We start from the raw sequence: 12,304 nt of genomic DNA on the forward strand, positions 1-12,304 counted from the left end.
AATCGCCCGGGAAATCTTCCCGCGGGCCCGCTAGACCTGGCCGACGGCGACCACCGTCAGCACGACCTCGCCGGCCTCGTCGCTCGCCGCCAGGTCGACCCGCGCGGTGATGGCCCAGTCGCGGTTGCGGTCGGCGTCGTCGAGCACCTGCCGCACCCACCAGGTGCCGGGCTCGACGCGGCCGGTCTCGCCGTCCTGCCCGCCGGTGCCGGTGCTGCCACCGGTGCCGGTGCTGCCGCCCGGCAGCTCGGCGCCCGGCTCCAGGATGGTCAGGAGCGCGGCCGAGCGGGCCTCCGGGCCGATGCCGACGGCGTCGTCGCCCTGCTCCTCGAACAGCGGGTCCAGGGCGTCGCCCCACGCGTCGGCGTCCCAGCCCTGGTCCAGCGCGGCCAGTGCAGAGTACGCCTCGCGGGCGACGAGCTCGACACGGCGGAACATCGCGTTGCGGACCAGGCGCCGGAACGCGCGCGGATTGCCGGTGACGGGGCGCACGGGCGCCTCGGCCCCGGCGTCGGCGAGCTCGCCGTCCGTCACGAGGTCGGCGTCGTCGTCCACAGGGTTGGCCAAGCGCTCCCACTCGTCGAGCAACGAGGAGTCCACGCCGCGCACGAGCTCGCCGAGCCACTCGATGATCTCCCGCACCTCCTCGGTGCGATGCTCGTCGGGGACCACCTGGCGCACGGCCCGGAAGGCGTCGGCCAGGTAGCGCAGGACCACGCCCTCGGTGCGCTCCAGCCCGTACACGCTCACGATCTCGGCGAACGTCATGGCCTTCTCGACCATGTCGCGCACCACCGACTTGGGCGACAGCTCGGCGTCCGCGACCCACGGGTTGGTGCGGCGGTAGGTCTGGAACGCGGGCTCCAGGAGGTCGGCCAGCGGCTTGGGCCACGTGACCTCCTCCAGCAGCTCCATGCGCTCCTCGTACTCCAGCCCCTCGGCCTTCATCGCGGCGACGGCCTCGCCGCGTGCCCGGTTCTGCTGGCCCATGAGCACCTGGCGCGGGTCGTCCAGGGTGGCCTCGATGACGGAGACGACGTCGAGCGCGTGCGTCGGGCTCTCGACGTCGAGCAGGTCCATGGCCGCCAGCGCGAACGGGGACAGCGGCTGGTTCAGCGCGAAGTCGCGGGGGAGGTCCACCATGAGGCGGGCGGACGGCCGCAGGCCGCCGTCGCCGTCCGGTACCCGGACCTTCTCCACGACGCCCGCGAGCCGCAGCGACCGGTAGATGCGGAACGCCTGCCGCACGTGCTCGGCCTGCTGCGTCTCGGAGTCGTGGTTGGCGGTCAGGAGGTGGCGCATGGCGTCGACGGGGTCGGTCGTGGAGCCGGTCGCCCCGGTGTGGCCGTGCCCGGTGCCGTGCCCGGTGCCGTGGCTGGAGCCGCGTGCCAGCACGTTGAGCACCATCGCGTGGTTCACGCGGAACTGGGAGACCAGGGGCTCGGGATCGGCGTCCCGCAGGCGCTCGAAGGTGGCGTCGGTCCAGTTCACGCTGCCCGACGGCGCCTTCTTGCGGACGATCTTCTTGAGCTTCTTCGGGTCGTCGCCGGCCTTGGCCAGGATCTTCCGGTTCTCGATGACGTGCTCGGGTGCCATGACGAGCACCTCGCCCACGGTGTCGTACCCGGCACGGCCCGCGCGGCCTGCGATCTGGTGGAACTCGCGCGCGCTGAGGTGGCGCATGCGCTCGCCGTCGAACTTGACGAGGCTGGTCAGGAGCACGGTGCGGATGGGCACGTTGATGCCGACGCCGAGGGTGTCGGTGCCGCACACGACCTTGAGCAGGCCCTTCTGCGTCAGGCGCTCCACGAGGCGGCGGTACTTGGGCAGCATGCCCGCGTGGTGCACGCCCACGCCGTGCCGCAGGAACTTGCTGAGGATCTTGCCGAACCCGGTGCCGAACCGGAAGGCGCCCATCTCCGCGATGATCGCCTCCTTCTCGGACTTGCTGGAGACGTTCATCGACAGCAGGGACTGCGCCCGGTCGACGGCGTCCTTCTGCGTGAAGTGCACGACGTACACCGGGGCGCGGTGCGTGGTCACCAGCTCCTGGATCACCTCGGTGAGCGGCTCCACCACGTAGGAGAAGGTGAGCGGCACGGGACGCTCGGCGCCCGCGACCTCGGCGACGGGCCGCCCGGTGCGCTCCTCGAGGTCCTCGCGCAGCCGGGTGGTGTCGCCGAGCGTGGCGCTCATCAGGATGAACTGGGTGTTCGTGAGCTCCAGCAGCGGCACCTGCCAGGCCCAGCCGCGCTGCGGGTCGCCGTAGTAGTGGAACTCGTCCATGACGACCTGCGCGATGGCGTCGTCGTCCGCGGCCGTGTCGGTCTCGTCCGCGGCGTCGCCCCGGCGCAGCGCGAGGTTCGCGAGGATCTCGGCGGTGCAGCAGATGATCGGGGCGTCCGGGTTGACGGCGGAGTCGCCCGTCATCATGCCGACGTTCTTCGAGCCGAACGCGGCCACGAGGTCGAAGAACTTCTCGCTGACCAGCGCCTTGAGCGGAGCCGTGTAGTACGTGCGGCCGCCGCGCCCGGAGCGGTGGGCCGCCAGGGCGGCGAACTGCGCGCCCATGGCGACCATCGACTTGCCGGATCCCGTGGGCGTCGCGAGGACCACGTGGGACCCCGTCATGACCTCCAGGAGGGCCTCCTCCTGGTGCGGGTAGAGCGCGCGCCCGCCCGCCGCGGCCCACTCGCCGAAGCTCTCGAACAGGACGTCCGGGTCAGGGTCCTTGCCCGTGGGTGCGGGCAGGTACGGGATCAGGGTCCCCGCGGGCTTCGGAGCGCCCGACGACGAGGCGGGCCGGTCGGTGGCGGAGGGGGCGGTCGAGGTTGTCGACGTTGTCGAGGAGGGCGCGGTCATGGTGCTGCCCATTCTTGCAGGCGGTTCCTGCAGGTGGGTGAAGTGCGCGGTGGTGGTCGGCTCGGTGCGGCGAGAGACCGTCTCGCCGTCGTTGCACCAAGGGAGTGCGACCACAGGCGGCCTTTTCGAGGTGTTGTGCACAGATCTCATCCCTGGCCGGTTCGTGGCACGGTTGTTCTATACGGTGGTGGTGTTCAATCTGGTTCTTGGTTCTTGGTTCTCGGTATGCGGCAGGACGAGGGGGGTGACGGCCGTGGTGGGCGAGATGGTGCAGTCGGTGTGTAGCGGGGCAGGTCCCTCGCGTGAGGTGGCGGACGTCGTCGCCGACCTGGAGCGGATCGTGGACGAGCTGATTGACGTGGGAGGCCCGGAGGCTCTGGACACGCAGGAACGGTTCGGCGTCGGCGTGGGTGCTGTCGCGGACGGGCTGACCGTGCTTTCGCCGGCGCTGCGCAAGGCGCTTCACCGCCTCGACGTCCTGCGCGTGTCGTGGCTGCCCCGGATCGAGGCGCACGGCCTGTGGGCGGCCGACGGCTCGCGCACCTTCCCGGCCTGGTTGTCGCGGAGGGAGGGCGTGCGGTTCGGGACGGCGAGCCGGGACGTGAAGGCCGGACGTCGGCTCGCGGCCCACCTGCCGGCGACGCTCGCCGGGGCCCTCGCGGGCAGGGTGGGGCCCGAGCAGCTGCGCGCGATGATCGACAAGGCCCCGACCTCGGACCTGCGCGCGGAGGCGCTCGCGACAGAGGTACTGGTGGATCCCGACGTGACGGAGCTCGAGGTGATCGGGGGTGCCGATCCTGGCGGCGGTGACGGCGACGGCGACAGCGGCGGTGACAGCGGCGGCGACAGCGATGGTGGCAGCGAGACGGCCGGAGGCAGGCCGGAGGGCACGCTGATGACGCGGGAGGAACTGCTCCTGACCCACGTCGAGCTCAACACGCCGGACGGTTTCCGGCGCATCGTCGACCGGTTCGCCGATCAGGCGGATCCCGACGCCGACGAGCGGGGATACCGGATCGCCAAGGAGCGCGAGCATCTCGAGCTGGCCAAGACGCTGGACGGCTTCCACATCAAGGGGTTCCTCACCGACGAGCACGGTCACGCCCTGAGCGCGGCGCTCGGATCCGTGATGGGCAAGCCGGCGCCGGGCGACGAACGCACGGCGACCCAGCGTCGTGCTCAGGCGCTCGCGGACCTCGCGCGTACCGCGCTCGACAACGGCCGTACCGGCTCGGGGGCCGCCGTACGGCCGCAAATCAGCGTGCTCGTGTCCCTCGGCGAGATGGAACGGCTGGTTGCTCGGGTGGCCGATGGTGCTGCCGCGGGCGCCGAGGTGCGCGGCGTGCCGGCCGGCACGGGAGACGCCGGGTCCGTGCGGTCAGGAAGGGCCTTCGACTCGGTGCCGCCGACCCTGACCGGGGACGGGCGCGACAGCGTCATCCCGAGGAGCCTGTTCCGGCGGCTGGCGTGCGACAGCGCCATCACGCGCGTGGTGTTCGGTTCGGACGGCGCGGTGCTCGACGTCGGTCGAGCACACCGCACGGTGACCGGCCAGATGCGCAGAGCGGTGATCGCCCGGGACCGGCAGTGCGTCTATCCGTCGTGCGATCAGCCGCCGTCGCGGTGCGAGGTTCATCACGCCGTCCGGCACTGGGCCGACGGTGGCGAGACGTCCGTCGCCAACGGCGCTCTGCTCTGCTACCACCACCACGACCTGGTCGACACGACCGGCGTCACCATGCGTTGGCGAGAGGGCGTCGGAGGGTGGGCCTTCGTGGACCGGCACGGCCGGGCGATCGCCGATCCCGGCGCACCAGCCGGGTCCGATACGCGGCTCGGGGCGGGCGTGCCACCGGACCGGGCGGCGCGACCATGACGCGCCTGGGCTGTGTGTCGCACGGGGGTGGACCCGTCAGGTCGGGGCTCGTCGGGTCGGTGTTGTCTGTTCACGGGTTCACGGGTTCACGGGTTCACGGGCTCACGGGCTCACGGGTTCGTGGGTTCACGGGTTCGGTGTTCGTGGGCCTGGCGTCGACGCGCTTCTCGCCGGCCTGCACCGCGATCACGCCGGCGAGGATCAGCACGCCGCCGACGAGCTGGATCGGCTGCGGCAGCTCGCCGAGCAGCAGCCAGGCGAAGCCGATGGCGGAGACGACCTCGAAGAGCCCGACGAAGGACGACAGCCGGGGGCCCAGGAGCCGGCCCGCGGCGATCCCGGCGACGTAGGCGAACGCGGCCGTGATCACGCCGAGGCCGAGCAGCGGCAGCCACCACGGTACCGCCGTGCCCGCGTAGACCGGAGAGGCGGTGCTGTACTCCAGCGGCATGAGCCCGGTCGCGCCGAGCAGACCCAGCGCCACGGTCGCGGTCGTGAGGCCGCCGGCCGCCAGGGCGAGCGGCGGCAGGCCGGTGTCGACGTTCGCGTTGATGACGAAGTACGTCGAGACGCCGAGCATCGCGACCAGGGCCCACGCGATGCCGACCGGGTCGACGGCCGTGGCGCCCGGGGCCCCCGAGACCAGGTTCAGTACGAGCACCAGTCCGACGGCGGCGAGCAGTGTGCCGCCGATCGTCGCCCGCGTCGGGCGCTGACCGTGCCGGAGCCAGAACCAGAGCACCACGGCGGCCGGCGCCGTGTACTCGATGAGCAGGGCCGGCCCGACGGGCATGTGCTGCACCGCCGAGAAGTAGGCGAACTGGCAGCCCGCGACCGACACCGCGCCGTAGACCGCGATGAGCCCGAGGTTGCGGCGGACCGGCTCCCAGTCGCCGCGCAGCGACACGATGCCGAGCGGCAGCACCACCAGGGTGGCGATCGCCACGCGGACCAGGACCATCGCGCCCGGGCTCCAGCCCGTGTCCAGGAGTCCGCTGGCGAACACCCCGGACAGGCTGAACGCCACTGCCGAGGCGCCGGCGAACACCAGGCCCAGGACGAGGTGACGCGACGGTCCGGACCGGTTGCCGCGGGACCCACGGGACCCACGGGACCCACTGGACCCGCGGGACCCACTGGACCCGCGTGGCGCCGGTCCGTCGAGGCTTGGCCCGTCGAGGCTCGGCCCGCCGGGGACCGGCCCGTCGATGTCAGGTGTCACAGCGCCCATGGGTCCTGACGCTACGGGCGGAGCAAGTAATGTGTCAACGTGGTTTTCACTCATGACACCGAGGAGTCGCTCCAGGCCGCCGTCGTGCTCGTGAACGCGGGCGAGCCGCCGGTGACGATCGAGACCGTGGCGGACCTCGACGCGTTCTTCGCCGGGCAGGGCTATACAGGGCGGCACGACGGCACACAGGCCGAGCTGGAGGAGGTGCTGGCGCTGCAGCCGCGGCTGCGCGAGCTGCTCACGGCCGACCGCGACGCGGCCGTCGCACTGGTGAACGACATGCTGTCCGCCGCCGGGGCGGTACCGCAGCTCGTGCGGCACCCGCCGGCCGACTGGCACATCCACGCCGTGCCGAGCGACGCGCCGCTCGCCACGCGCATCCTGGTCGAGACGGCGATGGCGATGATCGACGTGATCCGGGACGACGAGCTCTCCCGCCTTGCGGTGTGCGCCGACAGCGACTGCGCGGGGATCGTCCTGGACCTGTCCCGCAACCGGTCGCGACGCTACTGCTCCACAACCTGCAGCAACCGCAACGCCCAGGCCGCCCACCGGGCCCGGCGTGCGGATCAGGCGTCGGCGGTGTAGTCGACGGCGTAGCGCGAGCGGCCCGAGGCCATGGCCGCGACGATCGCGTCGGCGACCCCGGCGACGTCGTCCGGCAGGTCGGTCAGCACGGCGCCGGGCGGGGCGCCCGTGCTGTCGGTGACCGCGCTGTTGGTGACCGCACTGTCGGCGCCTGTGCTGTCGGTGACCGTCGCGCCGGGGCGCGGCGTCGTCGCCCGGACGAAGTCGTCGTGCATGTGCCGGGCGGCGTCGAGGTCCGTGAAGCCGTGGCCGGTGCGCGTCTCGACCCGCTTCAGGCAGACCTCCACGGGTGGCAGCAGCACCACGTAGTCGATCACCGCGACGCCGGCGAGCCGCGCGAACGTGGGCAGGAACCACGGCCCGATCACGCCGTCATAGACCACGGCCATGCCACCGGCGGCGAAACCGCCCGCGGCGGCGGCCGCCGCGCGGACCGTCGTGTCGTTCTGCGCGTGCGACTCCGGGAGCCAGGGCGGGATCATCCCGCGCCGCAGGAAGCGGAAGAACGCGTCACCCTCCACGAGCACGCTCGGTTCCCAGCGGTCGGCCAGGGCCTCGGACACCGTGGACTTGCCGGAGCCGGGCGGCCCGGTCACGACGAGCAGGCCCGGGGCGGTGGTTCCCGCGTCGGTGCCGGTGCCGGCGGCGGCGTCGGTGCCGGTCCCGCGGCCGGTCCCGCTCATCCGAGGTCCCACAGGAGGCGGTACCAGGCGACCCGGTCCGGGTCCTCGTCGATCCCGTACGCCTCGTAGACCAGGTGGTCGTACCCGGGGCCGTAGTTCCACCCCAGGCTGTAGGTCGCGACGGCGAGGTCGGCCCACCGGTCGGCGACGCCGAGCCCGCCGAGGTCCACGTGCCCGGCCCACGTGCCGTCGTCGGCGAGCAGGGTGTTGGGCGCACAGGCGTCACCGTGGCAGACGACGACCCGGTCGTGCTCGGGCGCGTCCGTCAGGCGTGCCCGCGCCTCGGCCGACCACCCGTCGGCGGCGTGGCCCCGGGCTGCCCGGTCCTCGGCGATCGCCATCCGGTCCTCGATGCTCCAGGTCCACGGGCACTCGTCGACGGGAAGCACGTCGTGCAGCGCGCGGAGCCCGGCCCCGATGGCCCGGGCCGCGGTCTCCGGCTCGGCCAGCCAGCGCGGGTCGACGGCGGAGCGGGCGGGCATCGCGTCCGTGACCAGCCACTTCGCCTCTCCGTCGGAGCCGACGTCGAGGACGTGCGGCACCGGCGTCCAGGTCTCGGCCCAGCGCATCCGGGCGGCCTCGTTCGTCAGGTCGACCCGTTCGGTCGTGGCCCGGTCCGAGAAGGGCATCCACTTGACGTAGTAGGCGAACCGGGGCGCCGGGTCTGTCACGGGGTGCGTCGTGGGCTGGAGCGAGGGGTCGATCCGGAAGGTCAGGCCGCCCAGCTCGTTGCGCCAGGCCGGTGTGACGGTTCCGTCACCGGCCAGCTCGCGCACGACGTCGGGCACCGAGACCGCTTCGGCGGGGATCGTCATGGGCCAAGGGTGGCAGACGGGGGGGGCCCGGTGACCACGAGGTGAATTCCGGTGGCGGCGACGAGGTGCGCGACCGCCTCCTCGGGACCTGTCTCCTCGGGACCTGTCTCCTCCGAACGATGTACACGGCCGTGCAGAGATCGGCCGGATGGCCGACGCCGTGGCGCCCGGGCCGCGACAGGCTCGGTCCGTGCCCGCCAACCAGCCGTCGAGCACGGCCACACCCACGATCCCGTCCGTCGCGTCCGCCCCGCCCGTCGCGCCCGTCGCGTCCGCCCCGACGGGCGCGACCGGCCGGATCCTCGCGCTCGACGTCCTGCGCGGGATCGCGATCCTTGGCACCCTCGCGAGCAACATCTGGCTGTTCAGCACCCCGGGCGGGCCGGCGGCGTGGCTCTCCGACGGCTTCGCCACCGACGATCCGGTGCGGACCGTGCTGCAGGCGCTGTCCAACGGCAAGTTCCTCGCGCTGCTCACCCTGCTCTTCGGGGTGGGGCTCGAGCTGCAGTACCGCTCCATGGTGCGGCGAGGCCTGCCGTGGCCCGGCCGGTACGTGCTCCGGGCCGCGATCCTGTTCGTCGAGGGCCTGCTGCACTACGTGTTGGTCTTCGAGTTCGACGTGCTCATGGGGTACGCGATCGCGTCGCTGCTCGCCGCCCATCTGGTCGGGCGCAGCGACCGCGTGGTGCGGGTCTGGGGCGGCGTGGTGGCCGGCGTCTACGTCGCGGCGATCGTCGCGCTCACCGCGCTCCTGGTCGGCACCTCGGACGCTCAGGCCGGGGACGCTCAGGCCGGGGGCGGGCAGGGCGGGGGCGGGCAGGGCGGGGATGGGCAGGGCGGGCAGGGCGCGACGGCCGCCGCGGGCGACGGCGCCGCGAGCCTGTCGACGGCGAGCTGGCTGGACCAGGTGGTGGTCCGGCTCACGCACATGGACGTGTTCCGGATCGAGCTGCTCCTCATCGTGCCGTCAGCCACGGTGCTGTTCCTCGTGGGTTCACGGCTCGTCCGTGCCGGGATGTTCTCGATGACGGCGGAGGGGGCGCGGCTGCGTCGTCGGCTCGCGTGGATCGGGCTGGGGGCCGGGGTCCCGCTGAACGCGCTGACGACGTGGGCCGGGCCGGGCTGGGTCCTCGTGGACCGGTACCTGGTCCCGCCGCTGGTGGCGCTCGGGATCCTCGCGCTGGGCACCACGCTCGTCGCCCGCCTGCGGCCGGGAAGCTCACTGAGCCTGCCGCGGCGCGGCGTCGAGGCGGTCGGACGGACGGCGCTGTCCTGCTACGTGCTGCAGAACGTGCTCGCCTCGGTGATCTGTTTCGACTGGGGTCTCGGTCTCGCCGGGGGCGACCCGTGGCAGGTGGTCCTGATCTGGGCCGCGATCTCGCTGACGCTTATGGTGGCGGCGCCCCTGTGGCTGCGCAGGTGGCCCCGCGGCCCGATCGAGCTGGTGATGCATCGCGTCTACGACGCGGGCCACAGGTGACGTCGCGGGCCGGGCTGCTGCCCGACGTGGCGCACCCGGAGCGCCTCCTCGGCGTCCCAGAGGGCGCGGTAGTAGCGGGTGCGTTCGAGGTCGGGCGCGACGCCGTAGGCGGCCAGGACCAGCGGCTCCAGTCCTGGGCCGTAGCGGCGGGTGACGCTGCGCGTGGTCACCGCGATGTCGGACCAGCGGTCGGCGACGCCCAGGTCGCCGACGTCGACGTGGGCCGCGAACCGGCCGGCGCGGTCGAGCAGCGTGTTCGGCACCGTCGCGTCACCGTGGCACACGACCAACCGGTCCACCGGCGGCGGGCTGCCCAGCGTCGTCGTGATCGACCCGCGGGTCGCCGCGCCGGTCGTGGTCGTGAGGGTGGCGACGCGCAGCTCCGCCGTACGGACGAACGGGCAGGTGTCGGTGGGGAGCGCGTCGTGGAACCGGCGCAGGCCCAGGCCGACGGCGATCGCCGAACGCTTCGCGAGGGCGCGCCAGCGGGGTTCGATGGCGGACGTCGCGAGCGTGCCGCCCACCTCGACGGTCTCGGTCAGCAGCCAGGACCCGCGCGGGTCGCGTCCCACAGCGAGCACGCGGGGCACCGCCGTGAACGATCCGGCCCAGGTCAGGCGGTCCGCCTCGGCGAACGGGTCGGGACAGGCCGAGGAACGGGGGACCCACTTGAGGTACGCGCTCCGCCCGGCGGTGCCCGACGCCAGGCCAGTTGCCCGCCGGTCCTCGAGCCGGGCGGTGAAACCGCCGTACTCGTTGCGCCACACGGGAACGACCGTCACGTCCGGCCGCAGTCGTCCGGCCAGGTCATGCATGACGGGCGGTACTTCGACGGGTGTCGGACCGATGCCGACCACTGTGCTCGACACGAGCACCATCCTCCCATAGAGCGGGTGAAAAATGGCGCCCGGTTTGTGATGCCGTCGGGTACTGGGTGACACGACGGGGCCGGGTGTCCGGCGCGCTGATCGGCGTCGGGCACCCGGCCCCGGGTGGTCCGTGGGTCAGACGGCGGTCAGCGCCCCGCGCGTGCCGAGGGCGGCCGGCGTCTGGGCGTCCGCACCGGCGTCAGCCGCCGCGGCGCCGGTCACGGTGACGTCGACGCACTGGTAGAACGCGTTCACGGTGTCCGCGATGTTCCAGCGGGCCAGGATGGTGTGGTCACCGGCCGGCAGGCCGCTCAGCGTGTGTTCGACGGTCGCGCCGGGCTGGGCGCCGCCGTCGTCCACGGTCTTGAAGAGCTGGCCGTCCACGAAGTACTCCCAGGTGGACGTGGAGTGCCGGGCCGTGATCTGCCAGCGGAACGTGGTGTCGCCGCCGATGGTGGTGCGCGGCCAGGGCAGCGAGTCGTCGTCGACCACGGTGAAGCCGCTGCCGCCCGAGCACTGCGTGGAGCCCTTCGGCGCCTCGACGCTCTGCGGCTCGTACTGGAGACCGCCGCAGCCGAAGCTCACGGTGCCGGACGCGCAGTGGTCCGCGCGGCTCGGCGGGCTGGTGATCCAGCCGTGGGCCTGCGCCTGCGGCAGCAGCGCGCCCGGGGCGGCGGTGAGGAAGGCCGCCGCGAGTCCCAGGGCGGCGAGCGCGGAGAGCAGGAGTCGGGTCTGTGGGCTGGCGGTTCGTGCACGGTTCACGGTGATGCCTTCCGTCGTGCGAGCGGGTGAAATTTCCTGGGTAGGCATCGAACCTAGGAAATGGTCGCTTTGCTGACAATGAGGGTGAATTCGTACGCGGTTCCCCGTATTTTCGGCCGTGGGCGCGCGAGCGGGTCGTCACGCACGAGATCAGGACCGGCCACCTGACTCGCCGCACCTCGCTCACCGAGTCAGAGCGCCAGTCCGACCGAGCGACTGACTCGCCGCACTCCGCGCGGCGAGTCAGTCGCTCGGTCGCCGGTCGCGGAACAGGCGAACGGCCGGCCTCCTGACGTGGGGAGACCGGCCGTTCCGGCCGTCGTTTCCGGCCGTCGTTTCCAGCCGTCGTTCCAGCCGTCGTTCCAGCCGTCGTTCCAGCCGTCGTCCCCTGGCGGCCGTTTCCTGGTGGGTGGTCAGATCTGGGCGGCCAGCAGCCGCCCGTCGACCGCCGTCTGGCCGGCGCTCGGGCTGCCACCCCCGATGTTGACGTCCATGCAGGCGTAGAACGCCATGGCGGTGTCGTACACGTTCCAGCGGGCGAGGATCGTGTGGTTGCCGCTCGGCAGGCCCGTGAGGGTGTGCGTGACCGTCGCGGGCGGTGTGGCCCCGTTGTCGTTCACCGTCTTGAAGAGCTGGCCGTCCACGAAGTACTCCCAGCTCGCCGTCCGGTGGAAGGCCGTCAGCGTCCATCGGAAGGTGTGCGTGCTGCTGATGCTCGTGCGGGGCCAGGCCAGGGAGCTGTTGTCCAGCGTGGTGAAGCGGCTGCCGCCCGAGCAGAGCATCGACCCCTTCGGCGCCTCCACGCTCTGCGGCTCCCATTCGACGCCGTTGCAGGACCAGCTCACGGTCCGCTTGGCGCAGTGGTCCTGCCGGCTCGGCGGTGAGACGACCCAGCCGTGGGCCTCGGCCCTGGGGGTCAGGGCGTTCGGTGTGGCGACCAGCGCCGTCAGGGTCAGGGCCAGGACGGCGAGGACGCCGAGCAGGGCTCTGACGACGGGTGTCTGCGGTGCGGTGACTCTCATGGGGCTCACCTCGTGTTCTGTCGGTGGGAACTGCGAAGTTGGGAGTTGCCTGGGGTGCTCCTGAGTGCTGGGGTGCGACAGGCACGACGCTAGAAAGGGGGAGGGCCCGCCGACAA

General features: G+C 72.6%; 10 protein-coding genes. 3 read left to right on the top strand and 7 right to left on the bottom strand.

Annotated elements, in window-relative coordinates:
• Positions 1-30: 30 nt before the first annotated feature.
• Positions 31-2,862, bottom strand: a complete 2,832-nt coding sequence (locus ACIPN7_RS19205) for a DEAD/DEAH box helicase (protein ID WP_400545746.1) — start codon at positions 2,860-2,862, stop codon at positions 31-33.
• Here ACIPN7_RS19205 and ACIPN7_RS19210 point away from each other — a divergent pair.
• Positions 2,861-4,738 carry a DUF222 domain-containing protein gene (locus ACIPN7_RS19210; protein ID WP_400545749.1) on the top strand — a complete coding sequence of 626 codons (1,878 nt, stop codon included), beginning with the start codon at positions 2,861-2,863 and terminating at the stop codon, positions 4,736-4,738. The genes ACIPN7_RS19205 and ACIPN7_RS19210 overlap by 2 nt on opposite strands.
• A gap of 94 nt (positions 4,739-4,832) precedes the next feature.
• Here ACIPN7_RS19210 and ACIPN7_RS19215 read toward each other — a convergent pair whose 3' ends face one another.
• Positions 4,833-5,786, bottom strand: coding sequence for an EamA family transporter (locus ACIPN7_RS19215; RefSeq protein WP_400545752.1), 954 nt, complete (start codon positions 5,784-5,786; stop codon positions 4,833-4,835).
• 222 nt (positions 5,787-6,008) lie between these two features.
• On the opposite strand from ACIPN7_RS19215, the gene ACIPN7_RS19220 reads away from it, so the two are divergent.
• Entirely contained in the window at positions 6,009-6,557 is a 549-nt protein-coding gene (locus tag ACIPN7_RS19220; RefSeq protein ID WP_400545755.1) for a CGNR zinc finger domain-containing protein, read from the top strand.
• On the opposite strand, the gene ACIPN7_RS19225 is transcribed toward ACIPN7_RS19220, so the two are convergent.
• Both ACIPN7_RS19225 and ACIPN7_RS19230 read right to left on the bottom strand, forming a co-directional pair.
• Positions 6,539-7,240 (bottom strand): AAA family ATPase, encoded by a 702-nt coding sequence (locus tag ACIPN7_RS19225; RefSeq protein WP_400545758.1) that lies wholly within the window; start codon positions 7,238-7,240, stop codon positions 6,539-6,541. The two genes, ACIPN7_RS19220 and ACIPN7_RS19225, sit on opposite strands and share 19 nt — an antisense overlap.
• Positions 7,237-8,055 (bottom strand): phosphotransferase, encoded by an 819-nt coding sequence (locus ACIPN7_RS19230; protein ID WP_400545760.1) that lies wholly within the window; start codon positions 8,053-8,055, stop codon positions 7,237-7,239. Before ACIPN7_RS19230 ends, ACIPN7_RS19225 begins: the two co-directional genes overlap by 4 nt.
• Positions 8,056-8,245: 190 nt before the next feature.
• Here ACIPN7_RS19230 and ACIPN7_RS19235 point away from each other — a divergent pair, with 190 nt between their 5' ends.
• Complete coding sequence (locus ACIPN7_RS19235) at positions 8,246-9,535, top strand: DUF418 domain-containing protein (protein WP_400545763.1); 1,290 nt, start codon at positions 8,246-8,248, stop codon at positions 9,533-9,535.
• Here ACIPN7_RS19235 and ACIPN7_RS19240 read toward each other — a convergent pair.
• The 3 genes from ACIPN7_RS19240 to ACIPN7_RS19250 all read right to left on the bottom strand — a co-directional run bounded on the left by ACIPN7_RS19240 (position 9,514) and on the right by ACIPN7_RS19250 (position 12,188).
• Positions 9,514-10,404 carry a phosphotransferase gene (locus tag ACIPN7_RS19240; protein WP_400545766.1) on the bottom strand — a complete coding sequence of 297 codons (891 nt, stop codon included), beginning with the start codon at positions 10,402-10,404 and terminating at the stop codon, positions 9,514-9,516. The genes ACIPN7_RS19235 and ACIPN7_RS19240 overlap by 22 nt on opposite strands.
• Positions 10,405-10,539: 135 nt before the next feature.
• Positions 10,540-11,166 carry a lytic polysaccharide monooxygenase auxiliary activity family 9 protein gene (locus tag ACIPN7_RS19245; RefSeq protein ID WP_400545769.1) on the bottom strand — a complete coding sequence of 209 codons (627 nt, stop codon included), beginning with the start codon at positions 11,164-11,166 and terminating at the stop codon, positions 10,540-10,542.
• Between the two features lie 413 nt (positions 11,167-11,579).
• A complete protein-coding gene (locus ACIPN7_RS19250; RefSeq protein WP_400545772.1) occupies positions 11,580-12,188 on the bottom strand; it encodes a lytic polysaccharide monooxygenase auxiliary activity family 9 protein in 609 nt (202 codons plus the stop codon).
• Between the last annotated feature and the right edge of the window lie 116 nt (positions 12,189-12,304).

It is taken from the genome of Promicromonospora sp. NPDC090134, assembly GCF_044746965.1.
Classification (GTDB): Bacteria; Actinomycetota; Actinomycetes; order Actinomycetales; family Cellulomonadaceae; genus Promicromonospora.

Excerpts from the sequence above, each read along its gene's own strand:
- ACIPN7_RS19210 (WP_400545749.1), top strand. The coding sequence starts at position 2,861 with ATGGTGCTGCCCATTCTTGCAGGCGGTTCCTGCAGGTGGGTGAAGTGC.
- ACIPN7_RS19205 (WP_400545746.1), bottom strand. The coding sequence starts at position 2,862 with ATGACCGCGCCCTCCTCGACAACGTCGACAACCTCGACCGCCCCCTCC.
- ACIPN7_RS19225 (WP_400545758.1), bottom strand. The coding sequence starts at position 7,240 with ATGAGCGGGACCGGCCGCGGGACCGGCACCGACGCCGCCGCCGGCACC.
- ACIPN7_RS19230 (WP_400545760.1), bottom strand. The coding sequence starts at position 8,055 with ATGACGATCCCCGCCGAAGCGGTCTCGGTGCCCGACGTCGTGCGCGAG.
- ACIPN7_RS19250 (WP_400545772.1), bottom strand. The coding sequence starts at position 12,188 with ATGAGAGTCACCGCACCGCAGACACCCGTCGTCAGAGCCCTGCTCGGC.